The following is an 18,908-nucleotide window of genomic DNA, read 5'->3' on the forward strand; positions in this document are numbered from 1 at the left end:
GCCCGGGGAACCCGGGCCCGCGCCTTCCATTCGAATCGTGGGGCGCCGGCACGGCGTCCCACCCTGAAACCAAGGAGTACTCCATGAGCGACACCCCCAAACCCGATGCCAACGGCATCACCCGCTACGGCGCTGGCGGCAGCACCGGCGGCGGCGGCAGCCACATGCCTTTCGCGCGCGCGGTGGCGGCCGATGGCTGGCTGTACGTTTCCGGCCAGGTGCCCATGGATGACGGCGAAGTGACCGAAGGCGGCATCGTGCCGCAGTCGCACAAGGCCATCCAGCAGTTGCTGGGCATCCTGGCCGAAGCCGGCTATGGCCCCGAACACGTCGTGCGTTGCGGCGTCTGGCTGGACGACGCGCGGGATTTCGCGTCGTTCAACAAGGTATTCAAGTCCTACTTCGGCGAGCACCCGCCCGCGCGCGCCTGCGTCGAAACCCGCCTGGTCGTAGACGCGAAGGTCGAGATCGACTGCGTCGCGTATAAAAAGCCCTGACGACTGGGGTTGAGCGTCCGGCTGCGGTTCAGGCCGCCGCCGCGCCGAACTCATCCAGCAGGCGTTCGATCAGCGGATTGCGCGCATCGCGCCGCCACACGCCGTAGGCATCCGATCGGGCGCCCGCGCCCGCCAGCGGCTTGAACACGGCGCCGCGCAAGGCGGAATGCCGCAGCGCCTGCGGCACGAGGGCCACGCCCAGCCCCTGCGACACCATCGACACGACCGCCAGCCAATGGCGGGCCTCATGCCGCACCTGCGGACGAAAACCGGCCTGCGCGCAAATGGACAGGATGCGGTCGTGATAATCCGGCGACACGCCCTGGCCGAACAGCACGAAGGGCTGGTCGCGCAGGTCCGCCGGCCGCACGGCGGCCTTGCGCGCCAACGGATGCCGGGCCGGCAGGCAGCATACGAAGGGTTCGGTCACCAGCAGCCGGCTTTCCAGCGTCTCCGGCATGCGGCTGGTATGGATGAAGCCCAGGTCCATGCCGTTGTGCATCAACTCGGTGATCTGCTCGCCTGAGTTCATTTCGGTGAGCTTGATACGTACCCCGGGATAGCGTTCCTGGAAGCCGCGCAGCGCCTGCGGCAGCCCGCGATACAGCATCGCGCCCACGAAACCGATACGCAGATTGCCGATCAGGCCGGCGGCGGCGTCACGCGCTTCCAGGGCCGCTTCTTCGGCCTGCGCCAGGATCTTGCGTGCCGACAGCCGCATGGCGACGCCGGCGGCCGTCAGGCGGACCTCCTTGTTGTTGCGCTCGAACAGGCGCGCGCCGATGCTGTCCTCCAGCTGGCGTATCGCGACCGACAGCGGCGGCTGCGAAATCGCCAGCCGCGCGGCGGCCCGGCCGAAGTGCAGTTCTTCGGCGAGCACGGAAAAATAGCGCAGGTGGCGTAGCTCCATCGGATGGTCCTGACGATACTTGATTCGAATCGTACAAGACATAATCAATATTGGATACCTATCGACCGCCTCCCTAGAATCCGGTGACCAGACCTATAAAAGGAGACATCGGCATGCAGCCAGCCGCCCAACATCCCGTGCCGGACCGCCGCGGCGACAACTTCTACGCCAGCGACGAAGCACTGCGCACGCTGCTGCCGCTGTATCTGCCGGCGGATCTGCTGCGCCATATGACGCCGCATTTCCATCGCCTGGGCGAACTGGCCGGCGGACGCCTGGACGAACTGGCCGCCATCGCCGACCACAACCCGCCCACCCTGCAGGTCCGCAGCCGCAGCGGCCTGGACGAACAGCGGGTCATCAAGCACCCGGCCTACGTGGAAATGGAAAGGCTGGCGCTCAGCGAATTCGGCCTGGGGGCGATGTCGCATCGCAGCGAGACCCTGGGGTGGCAAGGCCCCATGCCGCCCATCGTCAAGTACGTGCTGACCTTCCTGTTCGTGCAATCCGAATTCGGCCTGTGCTGCCCGGTGTCCATGACGGATTCCCTGACGCGCACGCTGCGCAAGTTCGGCGATCCCGCGCTGGTGGAACGCTATCTGCCGCGGCTGAGCTCGCTGGACTTCGACGAACTGGCGCAGGGCGCCATGTTCATGACCGAGCAGGGCGCGGGCTCGGATATCGCGGCCACCGCCACCGAGGCGCGCCGCGACGACCAGGGGCAATGGCGGCTGTATGGCGACAAGTGGTTCTGCTCCAATCCCGACGCCGACCTGGCGATGGTGCTGGCCCGCGCGGAAGGGGCGCAGGATGGCTTGAAAGGCGTATCGCTATTCCTCCTGCCGCGCCGCCTGGACGACGGCAGCACCAATCACTACCGCATCATCCGCCTGAAGGACAAGCTGGGCACGCGCTCCATGGCCAGCGGTGAAATACGCCTGGAAGGCGCGGTCGCCCATCTGGTCGGCGAACCGGGCCGCGGCTTCGTGCAGATGGCCGACATGGTGAATAATTCGCGCCTGTCCAATGGCGTGCGCGCGGCGGGGCTGATGCGGCGCGCCGTCGCCGAAGCGGAATTCGTCGCCCGCGAACGGCGCGCCTTCGGCCGTACGCTGGACGAGATGCCGCTGATGCGGCGCCAGTTGGACAAACTGCGCGTGCCGGCCGAGCAGGCGCGCACCATGGTGTTCCAGACCGCCCAGGCCCTGGCGCGGTCGGATGCCGGCGAAACGGATGCATACGCCCTGCTGCGCATCCTGACGCCCTTGATCAAGTTCCGCGCCTGCCGCGACGCCCGCAAGGTCACGGGCGACGCCATGGAAGTGCGCGGCGGCTGCGGCTATATCGAGGAATGGAGCGATCCCCGCCTGCTGCGCGACGCGCACCTGGGGTCGATATGGGAAGGCACCAGCAACATCGTGGCGCTGGACGTGATCCGCGCCGTCAAAAGGGAAAACTCCCTGCCGGTGCTGAAGGCCCATAACCTGGCGCTGCTGGCGCGCGCGGACCTGGCGCCCGCCTATACGGAAGCCCTGCGCCAGGCAATGGAAGGCGCCTGCGCGCTGGCGGAGACCGCGGCGCGCGAAGGCGGCGATGTCCTGGCGCGGCAGGCGGCGTCGGCGCTCTACCACTGCACCAGCGCGATCGCGATGAGCTGGGAGGCATCCGCCACCGGCTCGGCCGACCGCCTGCGCTGGGCCCAACTGGCCCTGCGGCATCGCGTGCTGCCGCGCGATCCCCTGGCGCCCGATGGGATTCCGTCGGCGTGGCAACGCGCCGGCGCCTGACCGGGGTTATCACACGCTTCACATCAAAACATCCAAAACATCCAGAACATCCAAAACAATCCGGAGACAAGACGTGCATAAACCTTCCTTCCTGACCGTGCTCGCCGCGGGTTGCGCCGCCGTGGCCATCCTGGGCGCCGCGCCCGCCCGGGCCGCCGACACCTTCCCGTCCAAGCCGTTGACGCTGGTCATCCCATACCCGCCCGGCGGCCCCACCGACGCCATGGGGCGCACCCTGGCCACGGAAATCTCGCACTATCTGCCGCAGCCCATGATCGTGGAGAACCGCGCCGGCGCCAATGGCAATATCGGCGCGGAATTCGTCGCGCGCGCGCAGCCGGACGGCTACACCCTGATGTTCGGCACGTCCGGCCCGCTGGCGATCAATTCCAGCCTGTACAGCCAGATCAACTACGACCCGGTCAAGAGCTACGCCCCGGTGATCCACGTCGGCTACCTGCCGAACATCCTGGTGGTGAATCCCAGCATCCCGGCCAAGACCGTGCCGGAACTGGTGGCGTACTCCAAGACCCGCCCCGGCAAGCTGGCCTTCGCGTCGTCGGGCACCGGCGCGTCGTCGCACCTGGCCGGCGTGATGTTCAACTCCCTGGCCGGCACGGACTTCCTGCACATTCCGTACAAGGGCACCGGCCCCGCCTTGAACGACCTGCTGGGCGACCACGTCGCGATGAGCTTCACCGACGTGCTGACCGCCAAGCCTTTCGTGGAATCCGGCAAGCTGCGCGCGCTGGGCGTCACGACCGCCAAGCGTTCGCGCGCCCTGCCCGACGTGCCGACCGTGGCGGAACAGGGATACCCGGGCTACGACGTCAGCGTGTTCTTCGGCATCGTCGCGCCCGCCAACACCCCGCCGGACCGCATCGCGATCCTGAACAAGGCCTTCGTGCAGGCGCTGAACTCCGACAAGGTCAAGGCCCTGTTCGCCTCCCAGGGGCTGGAGGCCGCGCCCGACCACTCGCCGCAGGCGCTGGGCGCCTTCATCGCGCAGGAAAAAACCAAATGGGCCAAGGTGATCCAGTCGTCGGGCATCCCCTTGAATTGATGCTTCGAGCGCCCTTGCCCCGCCCCATGAACCGACATCGGGCATCCCGCCACATCGGCCATGCCCCGGAGCAGTCCGCATGACTTCCGTCCCCACCGCCGGCGCGCTGGCCGGTATCCGCGTCCTGGATATTTCCCGCATCCTGGGCGGCCCCTACTGCGGCCAGATACTGGGCGACCACGGCGCCGACGTGCTGAAGATAGAGCCGCCGCAAGGCGACGATACCCGCACCTGGGGACCGCCGTTCAAGAATGGCGTGGCCTCGTACTACATGGGCCTGAACCGCAACAAGCGCGTGCAGCATCTGGACCTGTCCCAGCCGGCCGGACGCGAGCGCCTGCTGGAACTGCTCGAGCAGGCCGACGTGCTCGTGGAGAACTTCAAGACCGGCACGATGGAACGCTGGGGCATGGGCTTCGACGCCTTGTCGCAACGGTTTCCGCGCCTGGTCTGGTGCCGCGTGTCCGGCTTCGGCGCCGACGGTCCGCTGGGCGGACTGGCGGGCTATGACGCCGCGGTGCAGGCCATGAGCGGCATCATGAGCGTGAACGGCGAAGCCGGCGGCGAGCCCCTGCGCGTGGGCCTGCCGGTGGTGGACATGGTCACCGGCCTGAACGCGGTGATCGGCATCCTGCTGGCCTTGCAGGAACGCCATCGCAGCGGCAAGGGCCAGTTCGTCGAAGCCACGCTGTACGACAGCGGGCTTTCGCTGCTGCATCCGCATGCCGCCAACTGGTTCATGGACGGACGCAAGCCGCGCCGTACCGGCAACGCGCATCCGAACATCTATCCCTACGACACCTTCCGCACCGGCACGGATCCGGTATTCCTGGCGATCGGCAACGACCGGCAGTTCGCCACGCTCTGCGACATACTGGGCCGCGCGGAACTCGCAGAGGATGCGCGGTTCGCCACGCCGGGCGCGCGTTCCACGCACCGGGTGGAACTGAAGGCATTGCTGGAGCAGGCGCTGGCCGGCTTCCAGGCGGCCAGCCTGGTCGACCGCTTGATGGCGGCCAATGTGCCGGCCGCGCCGGTACTGGATATGGACGCCGCGCTGGACCATCCACACACCGCCCATCGCGACATGGTGGTGGAAATCGGCCCGGATTATCGCGGCCTGGGCGCACCGGTCAAGTTGAGCCGCACGCCAGCAAGCTATCGCCACGCGCCGCTGACGCCGGGCACCGATTTCGAGCAGCAAGATTGAAACAGGGCCGCCAATATGGCGGCCCCGCATCATCAAGGTCCAGTGGCCGGGTAGTTCGGCCCGGGCCCCCAGCCGCGGTCGCTGGCCCAGGGATTGGCCGCGCCCGGATGCGGCGGGCCGGGATGGTCGAAGCGCCCGTCATTGGCGCAGCCGCCCAGCAGCACGCCCAGCATGCAGGCCGCGGCCAGGTGGAAAAGCTTGTTGCGTATCTTCATGATGACCTCGCGATCAGGCCGACCGGGCAAGATCGCCCGGGAATGGCGTCGGCCCCTTGCCAAGCAAGAATACTGCCTACATGTTCACCACATCCACACCCTTGGGCGGCGTGAAGGTGAAATCCTGCGCGTTGATCGCCGGATTGGGCACGATGTTGGACAGGTCGACGCGGGTGGTCTGGCCGAACGCATCCAGCAGTTCGATGCGCACCGGGCGGTTGTCCTTGAAGCCGATGTCCACGCGCGAGAACCCCGCGTCGGTGGTGCGCGGCTTGGCGCGCAGCCACTCCAGGCCATCCTTGGCCGGGAGCGCCGATACGTCGAAGGACTGCTCCAGCGAGCCGGAGCCGAACAGGATGGCGGCGGGCGAGGTACCGATGGCCTGGTCCACCTTGCGCACCGTGACCTGCGCCAGGTCCGGATCGTACTGATAGACCTGCTTGCCGTCGGCGACGATGAGCTGTTCGTAGGGCTTCTGCACCGCCCATTTGAATTTGCCGGGCCGTTGGAACGAGAACGTGCCGCTTTGCGCCGGACGCGGCTGCGACTGCTGCGCGCCCGACGTGGATTGGGTGAATGATCCGGTAGCCGCCGTCACCGACGACACAAAGGCGTGCAGTTGCTCCTGCGCCGTGGCGGCGAACGCCTGGGCGGGCAGCAGCGCCGCCAGGGAGATCGCCGCGGTCGAGGCCAGCACGGCCAGGCTGCGTGGTAGTCGCATCATCAAGCTTCCTCCCGCGCGGCGGCGGGGACCAGAATTTCGCGGTTGCCGTTGGATTGCATCGCGGACACCATGCCCGACTGCTCCATCTGCTCGAGCAGGCGCGCCGCGCGGTTGTAGCCGATGCGCAAGTGCCGCTGCACCAGCGAGATCGACGCGCGGCGATGCTTCAGCACCACTTCGCAGGCCTGGTCGTACATGGGATCGGACTCGCTGTCGGTAAAGCCCGTCACGCTGCCGACGCCATCGCCGGTTTCCCCCTCCACGCCGCCTTCCAGCAGGCCTTCGACGTAGTTGGGTTCGCCCTGCGACTTCAGATGCTCGACCACGCGATGCACTTCGTCATCGGACACGAAGGCGCCGTGCACGCGCACCGGCAAGCCCGTGCCCGGCGGCATGTACAGCATGTCGCCCTGGCCCAGCAGGGTTTCCGCGCCCATCTGGTCGAGGATGGTGCGCGAGTCGATCTTGGAAGACACCTGGAAAGCGATGCGCGTGGGGATATTGGCCTTGATCAGGCCGGTGATGACGTCCACGCTGGGACGCTGCGTGGCCAGGATCAGGTGGATGCCGGCGGCGCGCGCCTTCTGCGCCAGGCGCGCGATCAGTTCCTCGATCTTCTTGCCCACCACCATCATCAGGTCGGCCAGCTCGTCGATCACCACCACGATGGTCGGCAGCGGCTGCAGCGGCTCGGGCTGGTCGGGCGTCAGCGAGAACGGATTGGGGATGGGCTCTTCGCGCTTGATGGCGTCGCGGATCTTGGTGTTGAAGCCGGCCAGATTGCGCACGCCCATCTTGCTCATCAGGCGGTAGCGCTTTTCCATTTCGGCCACGCACCAGTTCAGCGCGTTGGCGGCATGGCGCATGTCGGTCACCACCGGCGCCAGCAGGTGCGGGATGCCTTCGTAGACGCTCATTTCCAGCATCTTGGGGTCGATCAGGATCAGCCGCGTCTGCGCCGCGTCGGCCTTGTAGAGCAGCGACAGGATCATGGCATTGATCCCCACCGACTTGCCCGAGCCGGTGGTACCGGCGACCAGCAGGTGCGGCATCTTGGCCAGGTCGGCGACGACGGGATTGCCGGCGATATCCTTGCCCAGGGCCATCGTCACGGTGGACGCGCTGGCGTGATACGTCTGCGAGCCGAGGATTTCCGACAGCTTCACCATCTGCCGGCGCGGATTGGGCAGTTCCAGCCCCATCAGGTTCTTGCCCGGTATGGTTTCGACCACGCGGATGCTGACCAGGCTGAGCGCGCGCGCGAGGTCCTTGGCCAGGTTCACCACCTGGCTGCCCTTCACGCCGGTGGCCGGCTCGATTTCATAACGCGTGATGACCGGCCCCGCCTGCGCCGCCACCACGACCACGCTGACGCCGAAATCGGCGAGCTTTTTCTCGATCAGGCGCGAGGTGAATTCGATGGTCTCGGCCGACACGGTTTCCTGCATGACCGGAGGCGGATCCAGCAGGCTGATCGTGGGCAGGTCGCCTTCGCCTTCCGGCGGGGCGAACAGCGTCTGCTGTTTTTCGCGCTGGACACGGTCGGACTTGGGCACCACGGTAATGGCCGGCTCGATGCGCACGGGTTGCTCGTGCACCAGTTTTTCCTGCTTGGCCACGACCTGTTCGGTACGCTCCGCCTGCGCGACTTCGCCCAGCTTGCGGTCCTGGCGCGCATCGACGGAAGCGCGGGCGCGCCGCAGCAGTCCTTCGATGGAGCCACCGACCCGTTCGGCGATGGCCAGCCACGAAAAGGAAAAGAACAGGCTGAGCCCGATGGCGACCAGCACCAGGAAGACCAGTGTCCCACCGGTAAAACCGATGGCGCTGGACAGTTGTTGCGCCAGCGTATGGCCGATTACGCCGCCGGCGCCGCTGCCGCCGTCCGCGCTGCCGGGCAGATGCGTCCCCAAGGAATACAGGCGCAGCGCTTCCAGCCCCATGGAGCCGATCAGCAGCATGCCGAAACCCACGCCCTGCTCCCAGCGCACGCGCGGCAGTTCGGCATTGGCGGCCGGGGTGCGCAGATGGCCGGCCAGCCGGCGGTAGCCGGCCCGCACGCGGTGCAGCAGCAGGATCACCCACCACCAGGCGGAAAAACCGAACAGGTACAGCAGGATGTCAGCCAGGTAGGCGCCCAGCGTGCCGCCCTTGTTGTGCACCACGCCCGCGGGCACGGAATGCGACCAGCCGGGATCGGCGGAGCTCCAGGTGGCCAGCACCAGGGTCAGCCACGCGGCCATGGCGGCGAAAAGTATCCACCGCGCCTCGCGCAGCAGGGAGGAAATACGGGTTTGCAACGGCGACGGGCCATTGCGCGTGTTGCGCGAAGCGCGCGGAGAAGCGGTTGAAATACGCGGCATAGGCCTCATTATAATTGGGCGTCCACTTTGCCTAGCGTGCCCGATGACTACTTCCAAACATGCCCAACTGCTGATTCTCGGCTCCGGTCCGGCCGGCTATACCGCGGCGGTCTATGCCGCGCGCGCCAACCTGAAGCCCGTCCTGGTCACCGGCCTGGCGCAGGGCGGCCAGCTGATGACGACCACCGAGGTCGACAATTGGCCCGCCGACGCGCAAGGGGTGCAGGGCCCGGAATTGATGCAGCGGTTCCAGCAGCACGCCGAACGTTTTAACACTGAAATCGTGTTCGACCACATCGCGAGCGTGGATTTGACGCAACGCCCCTTTACGCTCACGGGCGATACGGGCAACGTCTACACCTGCGATTCGCTGATCATCGCCACCGGCGCCTCCGCGAAATACCTGGGCCTGCCCAGCGAGCAGTCCTTCATGGGCCGCGGCGTGTCCGGCTGCGCCACCTGCGACGGGTTCTTCTACAAGAACCAGGACGTGGTGGTGGTGGGCGGCGGCAACACCGCCGTCGAAGAAGCGCTGTACCTGTCGAATATCTGCCGCACCGTCACCATGATCCATCGCCGCGACAAGTTCCGCGCCGAGCCCATCCTGGTGGACCGCCTGATGGACAAGGTCGAAAACGGCAACATGAAGCTGAAGCTGTTTTCCGAGCTGGAAGAAGTCCTGGGCGACGACAGCGGCGTCACCGGCGTGCGCATCCGCAGCAACAAGACCGGCCAGACGGAAGACCTGGCGGCGACCGGCGCGTTCATCGCCATCGGCCACCATCCGAATACGGATATCTTCCAGGGCAAGCTGGACATGAAGGACGGCTACATCGTCACCAAGAGCGGCTTGTCCGGCATGGCGACGATGACGTCGGTGCCGGGCGTGTTCGCCGCCGGCGACGTGCAGGACCATGTCTATCGCCAGGCGATCACCAGCGCGGCCACCGGCTGCATGGCGGCCCTGGACGCACAGCGGTGGCTGGAGAATGCGGGACAGTAAAGCGGGTTTCGGCGACCTGAAGCGCCTGCACGAGCAGGCGCAGGCGCAGGCGCGCACGCTGCGGCAACAGGCGGAGGCTGCGGCCGCGCAGGCGGCGCGTGCCGCCGCCGCGCGCGAATCCGCCCAGACGGCAGGTTCCGCGGCCACGCGGACCGCCGCGCCGCCATCCGATCCCGCCGACGACCTGCGCGCCTTCCGCAAGGCCATGGGCGCGGTCACGCCGCTGCGCGCCGAAGCGCGGGTGGTGCATGCGCACCGGCCGGCTCCCGACGACATCCCCGTCCAACGCCGCGCCGCCGCCCTGGGCGAAACGGCCGCCCGTGCGGATGCCGGCGTTTCCGATGGCGGCGTCACGCATCTGCTTTCAGAGAACGGCACCGCCTACGTGCGCGCCGACGCCGCGCCGGATACCGCGCGCAAGCTGCGGCGCGGCGAATGGCAGGCCGGCGCGGAACTGGACCTGCACGGCCTGCGCGTGGAGCAGGCGCGCCACGCGGTGCTGTCCTTCGTCGACGAATGCCTCGAGCACGGCATACGCTGCGTGCGTGTCGTGCACGGCAAGGGCTACGGTTCCGAAGGCCTGAATCCCGTGCTCAAGGACAAGGCGCGGACCTGGCTGGCGCAGAAGCCGGAAGTCATCGCCTTTTCCGAAGCCCCGCCGCGCGAAGGCGGCTCGGGCGCGCTGCTGGTGCTGCTGCGGCAGATGGAAGAAGCCCGGCGGTAATTCGCCGCTTGGCGATCCCTGTTACGCGACTACGCAATCCGCGACCACGCGGTTTGCGACTACACAGTGCGCGGTTCGCGTTTCGCATTTCATAGCGCGTATGTCGCGCACCGCGATCGCGGTGCGCCGGCGTCCGCGCATTGATGCGTGACACGCAACAGTCATCCGGATATTTGCGCTTTACGGCCCCGCCGCGCCCCCCGCATCATGCGCGGGCCGCTCGCGACGGCGGCACCGACCGTATCCGGAAACGTCCCAAAGAGGAGACAGACATATGTTGCATACCGCCCTTTTCGGCGGCAGGCATGGCGCCCGCCTGCTCGCCCTGGCCGCCATCATGTTCACGGCCGTGGGCCTGCGCCCCGCGGCCGCCGAGGACTGGAACCCCACCCGCCCCATCCGCCTGCTGGTGCCTTACGGGCCCGGCGGCAGTTCGGACGTCATCGCGCGTGCCGTGGCCGTCGAAATGTCGCGCGACCTGGGCCAGCAGGTGGTCGTGGAAAACAAAGGCGGCGGCCAGGGCAGCATCGCCACGATGGAAGCCGCGCGCGCCCGTCCCGACGGCTACACCCTGATCCTCGGCCACGTCGGCACCCTGGCCGTCAATCCGGCGATGATGCGCAACCTGCCCTACGATCCGGTCAAGGATTTCGCGCCCATCATCCTGCTGGCCAAGCTGCCCATGGTCTTCGCCCTGAACGCGCGCGTGCCGGCCGATGACCTGCAATCCTTCGTGGCCCTGGCCAAGGCCAAGCCGGGCACGTTGAACTACGGCTCGGCCGGCAACGGCAGCGCGGGGCACCTGGCCTTCGAAATGCTGAAGACCGCCACCGGCATCGACGTCGTGCACGTTCCCTACAAGGGCACGGGCGCACAATTGCAGGATCTGCTGGCCGGCAATATCGACGCGGCATCGGCGGGGCTGCCAGGCTTGCTGCCGCAGGCCCAGAGCGGTCGGGTAAAGCTGATCGCGGTGGGTTCGGCGCGCCGCCTGGACGCCATTCCGAACGTGCCCACGGTCGCGGAATCGGGCTATCCCGGCTTTGAAAGCTCGCAATGGTTCGGCCTGCTGGCGCCCGCCGGCACGCCGGCGCCGGTCATCGCGCGGCTGAACAAGGCCGGCCATGCCGCGCTGGCGGCGGAGTCGGTGCGCCAACGGCTGGAGCAGGATTCCAGCGAGATCTCCGGCGCCGGTCCCGAGGCCTTCGCGGCGTTCATCGTGTCGGAAGAAAAACGCTGGGGCGAGGTGGTGCGCAAGGCGAACGTGCACGCCGAATAAGGCGCGCACGGCGCCGCGCGGGCGGCGGCCGCCCGCAAGGAAAGGTTCAGGCACTATCGGGCGCGGCCGGCTCAGGCGCGGCCGGCCCAGGCGTGGCCGGCCCAGGCGTGGCCGGCTCAGGCGCGGCCAGCCTCCCGCGGCTCGCCGGGCGGCGCCCTGCGCGGATCGCGCACATAGTCCACCAGGGCCTCCGTGGCCGGATCCGGACGCGGTGTCAGCAGCGACACCACCACGATCGCCAGGAACGCCGCGGGCGCGCCGAAGATGCCGGCGGCCACAGGCTGTATGCCCCACCACAATTCGAGCGGCTGGGTCGGCGAGATCCCGAATACCAGCTCGCGCAGCCACGGGTGGCTGTGCGCCATGTAGCTGAAGGTCACCGCCAGCCCGACGGCCACGCCGGCCGTCGCCCCCCATTTATTGGCGCGCTTCCAGAAGATCCCCATCACCAGCACGGGAAAGAAAGAAGACGCCGCCACGGAAAACGCCGCCGACACCATGATCAGGATGTCGGCCGGCCGCCGCGCCGCCACCCAGGCCGCGGCGAATGCCACCACCAGCAGCAGGACCTTGGACACCATGACCCGGCGCGCCGCCGGCATGCGGGGCGAGACGACCCGGTACAGCATGTCGTGCGACAGCGCATTGGACAGCGTCAGCAGCAGTCCGTCCGCCGTCGAGAGCGCCGCCGCCAGGCCGCCGGCCGCCACCAACCCCGATACCACGTAGGGCAGGCCGCCGATCTCCGGCAAGGCCAGCACCACCACGTCCGCGCCCATGTGGATTTCGCCCAGCTGCACGACGCCGTCGCCGTTGACGTCGACCACGCTCACCAGCGTGGGACTGATGGCGCTCCATGCCGCCACCCAGTCGGGCAGCGCGCTGAAACGGGCGCCGACCAAGTGCGTGTAGATCACGTACTTGACCAGGATGGCCAGCGCGGGCGCGAGCAGGTACAGCAGCAGGATGAACAGCAAGGTCCAGCAGACCGACCGGCGCGCGGCGCCCACGGATGGCGTGGTGTAGGAGCGCATCAGGATGTGCGGCAGCCCCGCCGTCCCCAGCATCAGGCACAGGGCCAGGGCGATGAAGTTGGCGCGCTGCGGCTCCCAGGCGGCAGGGGTCTCCGTCTCCTGGCCCGCGGGCTGGCCGGTTTCCGCGGGATCAGGCTGGGCCGCCGAAGGATCAGACTGCGCCACCGTCGGATAAGGCTGTGCCGCCGGCACGGGCGGCCGCGCCCGCGCGCGGAACTCCTGCCGGTCGCGATACCAGCGCGAGCGCGCTTCTTCCACCGTGACCGGATACGCGTCCAGCTCGCGCTGCACCGAACGTATTTCCAGCATCGGCGCGTCCGCCGCGTTCAACTGCGCCAGGCGATCGCGCAGGCGGGCTTTTTCGCTCACCCACGAACCCGGCAAGGTGCGCAGCAACTCGTCGACGCGATCCGCGCGCGCCTGCCACTCACGGCGCACCGCACGCTCGGCGTCGTCGTCCAGCAGCCGGCTTTCCTGTTGCACCACCTGCTCCAGCGCCACCCCCGCGGCCATCGGCGGCAGCGCCATGCCGGTGAACTTGATCGACAGCCACACGACCGGGATCACGTAGGCCATGATGAGGATGATGAATTGTCCGACCTGCGTCCACGTCACCGCGCGCATGCCGCCCAGGAAGGAACACACCAGCATGCCGCCCAATGCCAGGAAGATCCCCAGCTCGAACGAAATCCCCGTCATGCGCGTCGTGATGATGCCCACGCCGTAGATCTGCGCGACCAGGTAGGTGAACGAACACAGCACCGCGCAGGCCACGCCCACCAGGCGCGGCAGGTTGCCGCCAAAGCGCGCGCCCATGAAATCCGGCAGGGTGTATTGGCCGAACTTGCGCAGATAAGGCGCGAGCAGCAGCGCGACCAGCACATAGCCGCCGGTCCACCCCATCACATACGCCAGTCCCGCATAGCCGCCGACGTACAGCGTGCCGGCGACGCCGATGAAGGACGCCACCGACATCCAGTCGGCGGCCGTGGCCATGCCGTTGTAGAAAGCCGGCACGCGGCGGCCCGCGACGTAATACTCGACGGGATCGGACGTCCGGCAGACGATGCCGATGCCGGCGTACAGGCTGAACGTCACCAGCAGGAAGACATAGCCTATCCAGTTGCGCGGCATGCCCAGGACTTCCAGCAGGCCCAGCACCAGGATGAGCAAGGCGAAGCCGGCGGCGTAGAGCACGTAGACCCGCGCCGGGGTGTCAGTCATCCCCGTCGGCGCCATTCATGATCCGTGCGTAGGCGACGACGATGGCCAGGTACGCCAGGGGGGCGCCGAAGGCGGCCATCCAGTAGGCGAAGGGCCAGCCGGCGACAGGGAAGAGCAAGGAGCGCGCGAACCAGGCGGGAACGACGGTCAAGGCGGCCCACAGGACCAGCAGCAGCGCGATGAGCCGGACATTGCGCCCCCACAATGGGGCACGCGCTCGGGAAGCGAGCAGCTCGTCCACGGATTCAGCGTTTTGCGGAGTCGGCGTATGCGCCATGGCAGGGCCTTCTGGAACGCCGGCCGCGCCTGGGGCGTGAAAACCGGACCCTGAATGCGACAACGGCTGGCACTGCCTGGTGCCAGCCGTTGTGCGTTTGCTTTTCTAGGTACAGCTTCTTTTATGTACCGGTGCCGCCCGGTTTTGAGCCCTCAGAGGGGCTTTTGTCTCCTCACCTGCATGGAACGGAATTCTGCACCATCTCCGGGAATGAAACACTAGGGGTATGCCCTAGGACGGCGCATTTACCTAAGGGAGACAAGCACCAATTTGGTGCACGCAGGGATTTTTATATTCCATTTACTCCCGCCCGGGCAAGCTTTATCCCGTTTTTACGGCGCCCTCCCTAACCTGCCGGTGTCCGCTGGCCACGCTCCGTCGCGTGTGCCCGCCCCCGTGATCCGGGACCCTACCCAGGAGTAAACATGGACACCATTTTCCTCGCCTCTTTCGTCGTCATGGCCGCGCTCACGCTGGCCCTGGTCGAGTTCTGCGACGCCCTGCAGAAGGGAGACCAATCATGAGCTGGCTGTACCTGATCAGCGGCGCCCTCGCCCTGTTCCTGTTCGTCTACCTGCTCATCGCCCTGTTCAAGCCGGAGAAATTCTGATGAACGCGCACTACCTGGGGCTGCTGGTCTTCTTCCTGGCGGTCCTTCTGCTGCTCGCCCCGTGGGTCGGGCGCTATATCCATGAAGTCATGGAAAACGGCCAGTCTCGCTGGTCCGCCTGGGGGCGGCCGTTCGAGCGGCTGGTCTACAAGGCCGCCGGCGTGGATCCCGCGGCCGAAATGGGATGGAAACGCTACGCCGTGGCCGTGCTGGTATTCAGCATTCTCGGCTTCGTGGCGTCCTACGTGATCCAGCGCGCGCAGGGACTGTTGCCGCTGAATCCCGCCAACATGGGCGCGGTGTCGCCCGACTCCTCGCTCAACACCGCCGTCAGTTTCGTCACCAACACGAACTGGCAAGGCTATGCCGGCGAAGGCACGATGAGCTATCTGACGCAGATGCTCGCGCTGACGGTGCAGAACTTCCTGTCTGCCGCCACCGGCATCGCCGTGCTGCTGGCGCTGATACGCGGCTTCGCGCGGCACAGCGCGCAGACCGTGGGCAACTTCTGGGTGGACACGGTGCGCTGCTGCCTGTACGTGCTGCTGCCGATGTCGCTGATCCTGGCCGTCGTGCTGGTCGGCCAGGGCGTGATCCAGACCTTCAGCCCCTACCAGGACGCGCATCTGCTGGAACCGGTCGCCTATTCCGCGCCCAAGGTGGACGACTATGGCCAGCCGGTGTTGGACGCCAAGGGGCAGCCGGTCACGGAATCGCTGACCGCCACCACGCAGTCCATCGCGCTGGGGCCGGTGGCGTCGCAGGAAGCCATCAAGATGCTCGGCACCAACGGCGGCGGCTTCTTCAACGCGAACTCCGCGCATCCCTACGAAAACCCGACGCCGCTGTCCAACTTCCTGCAGATCCTGGCGATGCTGTTGATCCCGGCGTCGCTCTGCTTTACGTTCGGCCGCATGGTGGGGGACCGGCGCCAGGGCATCGCGGTGCTGGCCTCCATGGTGGTGCTGTTCGTCGCCTTCGCGCTGACCACCGGGTATTACGAGTTCCAGGCCAATCCCATGCTGGCGCAGGCCGGCGTCGACAGCAGCACCACCGCGCTGTCCGCCGGCGGCAATATGGAAGGCAAGGAGGCCCGCTTCGGCATCGGCCCCACGGCCCTGTTCGCCACCGCGACCACCGCGGCGTCCTGCGGCGCGGTCGACGGCATGCACGACTCGTTCACGCCCATGGGCGGCTTTTCGCCGATGCTGCTGATGCAGTTGAGCGAAGTGGTCTTCGGCGGCGTCGGTTCGGGCCTGTACAGCATGCTGGCCTTCGCCATCCTGGGGGTCTTCATCGCCGGCCTGATGATAGGCCGCACGCCGGAATACCTGGGCAAGAAGATCGAGGCCTATGAGATGAAGATGACATCCATCGTCATCCTGGCCGCGCCCCTGCTGGTGCTGGTGGGCACCGCGCTGGCGGTATCGATGACGGCGGGCAAGGCCGGCGTGCTCAATCCCGGCACGCACGGGTATTCCGAGATCCTCTATGCCCTGACGTCGGCCGCGAACAACAACGGCAGCGCCTTCGCCGGGCTGTCGGCCAACACGCCTTACTACAACAGCCTGCTGGCCATCGCGATGTGGTTCGGCCGCTTCGCCGTGATCATTCCGATCCTGGCGATGGCCGGCTCGCTGGCGAAGAAACACCGGGTCCCCGCCGGCCCGGGCACGATGCCCACCACCGGCGCCCTATTCGTAATCCTGCTTATCGGTTCCGTCCTGCTGGTCGGCGCGCTTACCTATGTCCCCGCGCTGGCCCTGGGCCCCGTGGCGGAACATCTGCAACCTTGAACGGGCTGATACTCAACATGGCCAAGCAATCGAACAGCGACGCCCTGGCGGCCGTCGCTCCGCAAACCCAGCCGCAAGACGCGACGGGTTTGCCGCCGCCACGCAACTTCCAGTTCTTCTCGCGGGCATTGATGGGGCCCGCCATGGTCGACAGCCTGCGCAAGCTGGCGCCGTCGGCGCAGGTGAAGAACCCCGTGATGTTCGTCGTCTACGTGGGCAGCATCCTGACCACCTTCCTCTGGATCATGGCGCTGCGCGGCCAGGCCGAGGCCCCCGCCGGCTTCATCTTCGGCATCGCCGTATGGCTGTGGTTCACCGTACTGTTCGCCAATTTCGCCGAGGCGCTGGCCGAAGGCCGGGGCAAGCAGCAGGCCGCCGCGCTGCGCGGGCTGCGCACCACCATCACCGCGCGGGTGCTGCGCGATTTCAAGGATGCCGACGTGGCGGGCGCGCATCCGGACGCCTATCGCGACCGTGGCGTGTCGCGCCATTCCGGCGACCTGCGCAAGGGCGACGTGGTGCTGGTGGAAGCCGGCGACATCGTTCCCGGCGACGGCTTGATCATCGCCGGCGTGGCATCGGTGGACGAAAGCGCCATTACCGGCGAATCGGCGCCGGTGATCCGCGAGTCGGGCGGCGACTTCTCGTCGGTGACCGGCGGCACGCGGGTCCTGTCGGACTGGCTGTTCGTGCGCATCGCCGCCAACCCCGGCGAGAGTTTCCTGGACCGCATGATTTCCATGGTGGAAGGCGCCAAGCGGCAGAAGACGCCCAACGAACTGGCGCTGACGATCCTGCTGGTGGGCCTGACCGTCGTGTTCCTGCTGGTCACTGTGACCCTGCTGCCGTTCTCGCTGTTCTCCGTCGAGGTCGCCAAGGTGGGCCAGGTGGTCACCGTGACCGCGCTCGTGGCCTTGCTGGTCTGCCTGATCCCGACCACCATCGGCGGCCTGCTGTCGGCCATCGGCGTGGCCGGCATGAGCCGCATGATGCAGGCCAACGTGCTGGCGATGTCGGGCCGCGCGGTCGAAGCGGCGGGCGACGTCGACGTGCTGCTGCTGGACAAGACCGGCACCATCACCTTCGGCAACCGCCAGGCGTCGGCCCTGTTGCCGGCCCCAGGCATCACCCCGCGCGAACTGGCGGAAGCCGCGCGGCTGGCCTCGCTGGCCGATGAAACGCCGGAAGGCCGCAGCATCGTGCTGCTGGCCGACAAGGCCCTGCACGCGCCGGCCCGGCCCGCGGCCGACCTGGAGTTCGTGCCTTTCAGCGCGCATACCCGCATGAGCGGCGTCAACCAGGGCGCGCGCCAGGTGCGCAAGGGCGCCGTGGACGCCATCCGCCAGTGGCTGGCGGACCAGGGCGTGACCATGGACGCCGCCGTCACCCGCGCCGCCGACGACATCGCGCGCCGCGGCAGCACGCCGCTGGCGGTGGCCGACAACGGCCGCGTCCTGGGCGTGGTGGAGCTGAAGGACATCGTCAAGCCCGCCATCAAGGAACGCTTCGCCGAGCTGCGCCGCATGGGCATCAAGACCGTCATGATCACCGGCGACAACAAGCTGACCGCCGCCTCGATCGCGGCGGAAGCCGGCGTCGACGACTATCTGGCGGAAGCCACGCCCGAGGCCAAGCTCAAGCTGATCCGCGCCTACCAGGGCGAAGGCCGGCTGGTGGCCATGACGGGCGACGGCACCAACGATGCGCCGGCCCTGGCGCAGGCCGACGTCGCGGTGGCGATGAATTCCGGCACGCAGGCGGCCAAGGAAGCGGGCAACATGGTGGACCTGGATTCCAATCCCACCAAGCTGATCGAGATCGTCGAGATCGGCAAGCAGATGCTGATGACGCGCGGCGCGCTGACCACCTTCAGCGTGGCCAATGACGTGGCCAAGTACTTCGCCATCATTCCGGCCGCCTTCGCCACGGTCTATCCGCAGCTGGGGGTGCTGAACGTGATGCGCCTGACCACGCCGGAGTCGTCCATCCTGTCGGCCGTCATCTTCAACGCGCTGATCATCGTCGTGCTGATCCCGCTGGCCCTCAAGGGCGTCCGATACCGTCCGCTGGGCGCCGGCGTGCTGCTGCGGCGGAACCTGATCATCTACGGCCTGGGCGGCCTGCTGGTGCCTTTCGTCGGCATCAAGCTGGTCGACATGGTGCTGGCGGCGCTGGGCTGGGCCTGACCCGCC

Annotated in this window: 16 protein-coding genes; 10 read left to right on the forward strand and 6 right to left on the reverse strand. The window is 67.5% G+C overall.

Features of this window, described 5'->3' with window-relative positions:
- The first annotated feature begins 83 nt into the window (after window positions 1-83).
- Window positions 84-497, forward strand: a complete 414-nt coding sequence (locus CAL26_RS20300; RefSeq protein ID WP_094848545.1) for a RidA family protein — start codon at window positions 84-86, stop codon at window positions 495-497.
- A gap of 28 nt (window positions 498-525) precedes the next feature.
- Here CAL26_RS20300 and CAL26_RS20305 read toward each other — a convergent pair whose 3' ends face one another.
- Window positions 526-1,407 carry a LysR substrate-binding domain-containing protein gene (locus tag CAL26_RS20305; RefSeq protein ID WP_094848546.1) on the reverse strand — a complete coding sequence of 294 codons (882 nt, stop codon included), beginning with the start codon at window positions 1,405-1,407 and terminating at the stop codon, window positions 526-528.
- A 113-nt stretch (window positions 1,408-1,520) separates the two neighbouring features.
- On the opposite strand from CAL26_RS20305, the gene CAL26_RS20310 reads away from it, so the two are divergent.
- The 3 genes from CAL26_RS20310 (at window position 1,521) to CAL26_RS20320 (ending at window position 5,467) form a co-directional block, all read left to right on the forward strand.
- Entirely contained in the window at window positions 1,521-3,194 is a 1,674-nt protein-coding gene (locus tag CAL26_RS20310; RefSeq protein WP_094848547.1) for an acyl-CoA dehydrogenase family protein, read from the forward strand.
- 73 nt (window positions 3,195-3,267) lie between these two features.
- On the forward strand, window positions 3,268-4,257 hold the full coding sequence (locus CAL26_RS20315; protein ID WP_373454497.1) for a Bug family tripartite tricarboxylate transporter substrate binding protein: 990 nt from the start codon (window positions 3,268-3,270) through the stop codon (window positions 4,255-4,257).
- Between the two features lie 79 nt (window positions 4,258-4,336).
- Complete coding sequence (locus CAL26_RS20320; protein WP_094848549.1) at window positions 4,337-5,467, forward strand: CaiB/BaiF CoA transferase family protein; 1,131 nt, start codon at window positions 4,337-4,339, stop codon at window positions 5,465-5,467.
- A 32-nt stretch (window positions 5,468-5,499) separates the two neighbouring features.
- Here CAL26_RS20320 and CAL26_RS20325 read toward each other — a convergent pair whose 3' ends face one another.
- The 3 genes from CAL26_RS20325 to CAL26_RS20335 all read right to left on the reverse strand — a co-directional run bounded on the left by CAL26_RS20325 (window position 5,500) and on the right by CAL26_RS20335 (window position 8,769).
- Window positions 5,500-5,682 (reverse strand): hypothetical protein, encoded by a 183-nt coding sequence (locus CAL26_RS20325; protein ID WP_094848550.1) that lies wholly within the window; start codon window positions 5,680-5,682, stop codon window positions 5,500-5,502.
- A 76-nt stretch (window positions 5,683-5,758) separates the two neighbouring features.
- A complete protein-coding gene (lolA, locus tag CAL26_RS20330) occupies window positions 5,759-6,403 on the reverse strand; it encodes an outer membrane lipoprotein chaperone LolA (RefSeq protein ID WP_094849995.1) in 645 nt (214 codons plus the stop codon).
- Between the two features lie 2 nt (window positions 6,404-6,405).
- On the reverse strand, window positions 6,406-8,769 hold the full coding sequence (locus CAL26_RS20335) for a DNA translocase FtsK (protein WP_094848551.1): 2,364 nt from the start codon (window positions 8,767-8,769) through the stop codon (window positions 6,406-6,408).
- A 43-nt stretch (window positions 8,770-8,812) separates the two neighbouring features.
- Between CAL26_RS20335 and trxB the strand changes: the two genes are divergently transcribed.
- The 3 genes from trxB (at window position 8,813) to CAL26_RS20350 (ending at window position 11,775) form a co-directional block, all read left to right on the forward strand.
- Window positions 8,813-9,772, forward strand: a complete 960-nt coding sequence (gene trxB / locus CAL26_RS20340; RefSeq protein WP_094848552.1) for a thioredoxin-disulfide reductase — start codon at window positions 8,813-8,815, stop codon at window positions 9,770-9,772.
- Entirely contained in the window at window positions 9,759-10,496 is a 738-nt protein-coding gene (locus CAL26_RS20345; protein ID WP_094848553.1) for a Smr/MutS family protein, read from the forward strand. Before trxB ends, CAL26_RS20345 begins: the two co-directional genes overlap by 14 nt.
- A gap of 274 nt (window positions 10,497-10,770) precedes the next feature.
- Window positions 10,771-11,775, forward strand: a complete 1,005-nt coding sequence (locus CAL26_RS20350; protein WP_094848554.1) for a Bug family tripartite tricarboxylate transporter substrate binding protein — start codon at window positions 10,771-10,773, stop codon at window positions 11,773-11,775.
- Between the two features lie 116 nt (window positions 11,776-11,891).
- On the opposite strand, the gene CAL26_RS20355 is transcribed toward CAL26_RS20350, so the two are convergent.
- A complete protein-coding gene (locus tag CAL26_RS20355) occupies window positions 11,892-14,033 on the reverse strand; it encodes a VC_2705 family sodium/solute symporter (protein WP_256988540.1) in 2,142 nt (713 codons plus the stop codon).
- Entirely contained in the window at window positions 14,026-14,310 is a 285-nt protein-coding gene (locus CAL26_RS20360; RefSeq protein ID WP_094848556.1) for a DUF4212 domain-containing protein, read from the reverse strand. Before CAL26_RS20360 ends, CAL26_RS20355 begins: the two co-directional genes overlap by 8 nt.
- Before the next feature lie 520 nt (window positions 14,311-14,830).
- On the opposite strand from CAL26_RS20360, the gene kdpF reads away from it, so the two are divergent.
- Genes kdpF through kdpB form a run of 3 tightly spaced genes read left to right on the forward strand, consistent with a single transcriptional unit; the run spans window position 14,831 to window position 18,902 of the window.
- A complete protein-coding gene (gene kdpF / locus CAL26_RS20365; RefSeq protein ID WP_066353881.1) occupies window positions 14,831-14,920 on the forward strand; it encodes a K(+)-transporting ATPase subunit F in 90 nt (29 codons plus the stop codon).
- Complete coding sequence (gene kdpA / locus CAL26_RS20370; RefSeq protein ID WP_094848557.1) at window positions 14,920-16,716, forward strand: potassium-transporting ATPase subunit KdpA; 1,797 nt, start codon at window positions 14,920-14,922, stop codon at window positions 16,714-16,716. The genes kdpF and kdpA overlap by 1 nt, the downstream gene beginning before the upstream one ends.
- A 17-nt stretch (window positions 16,717-16,733) precedes the next feature.
- Window positions 16,734-18,902: a potassium-transporting ATPase subunit KdpB gene (kdpB, locus tag CAL26_RS20375; RefSeq protein WP_094849996.1), complete on the forward strand. Its 2,169-nt coding sequence runs from the start codon at window positions 16,734-16,736 to the stop codon at window positions 18,900-18,902.
- Window positions 18,903-18,908 lie beyond the last annotated feature (6 nt).

The organism is Bordetella genomosp. 9, assembly GCF_002261425.1.
Classification (GTDB): Bacteria; Pseudomonadota; Gammaproteobacteria; order Burkholderiales; family Burkholderiaceae_B; genus Bordetella_C.

Excerpts from the sequence above, each read along its gene's own strand:
- kdpF (WP_066353881.1), top strand. The coding sequence starts at position 14,831 with ATGAGCTGGCTGTACCTGATCAGCGGCGCCCTCGCCCTGTTCCTGTTC.
- kdpB (WP_094849996.1), top strand. The coding sequence starts at position 16,734 with ATGGCCAAGCAATCGAACAGCGACGCCCTGGCGGCCGTCGCTCCGCAA.
- CAL26_RS20320 (WP_094848549.1), top strand. The coding sequence starts at position 4,337 with ATGACTTCCGTCCCCACCGCCGGCGCGCTGGCCGGTATCCGCGTCCTG.
- CAL26_RS20335 (WP_094848551.1), bottom strand. The coding sequence starts at position 8,769 with ATGCCGCGTATTTCAACCGCTTCTCCGCGCGCTTCGCGCAACACGCGC.
- CAL26_RS20305 (WP_094848546.1), bottom strand. The coding sequence starts at position 1,407 with ATGGAGCTACGCCACCTGCGCTATTTTTCCGTGCTCGCCGAAGAACTG.
- CAL26_RS20350 (WP_094848554.1), top strand. The coding sequence starts at position 10,771 with ATGTTGCATACCGCCCTTTTCGGCGGCAGGCATGGCGCCCGCCTGCTC.
- CAL26_RS20360 (WP_094848556.1), bottom strand. The coding sequence starts at position 14,310 with ATGGCGCATACGCCGACTCCGCAAAACGCTGAATCCGTGGACGAGCTG.
- lolA (WP_094849995.1), bottom strand. The coding sequence starts at position 6,403 with ATGCGACTACCACGCAGCCTGGCCGTGCTGGCCTCGACCGCGGCGATC.
- CAL26_RS20325 (WP_094848550.1), bottom strand. The coding sequence starts at position 5,682 with ATGAAGATACGCAACAAGCTTTTCCACCTGGCCGCGGCCTGCATGCTG.
- CAL26_RS20345 (WP_094848553.1), top strand. The coding sequence starts at position 9,759 with ATGCGGGACAGTAAAGCGGGTTTCGGCGACCTGAAGCGCCTGCACGAG.
- CAL26_RS20355 (WP_256988540.1), bottom strand. The coding sequence starts at position 14,033 with ATGACTGACACCCCGGCGCGGGTCTACGTGCTCTACGCCGCCGGCTTC.
- trxB (WP_094848552.1), top strand. The coding sequence starts at position 8,813 with ATGACTACTTCCAAACATGCCCAACTGCTGATTCTCGGCTCCGGTCCG.
- CAL26_RS20300 (WP_094848545.1), top strand. The coding sequence starts at position 84 with ATGAGCGACACCCCCAAACCCGATGCCAACGGCATCACCCGCTACGGC.
- CAL26_RS20310 (WP_094848547.1), top strand. The coding sequence starts at position 1,521 with ATGCAGCCAGCCGCCCAACATCCCGTGCCGGACCGCCGCGGCGACAAC.
- kdpA (WP_094848557.1), top strand. The coding sequence starts at position 14,920 with ATGAACGCGCACTACCTGGGGCTGCTGGTCTTCTTCCTGGCGGTCCTT.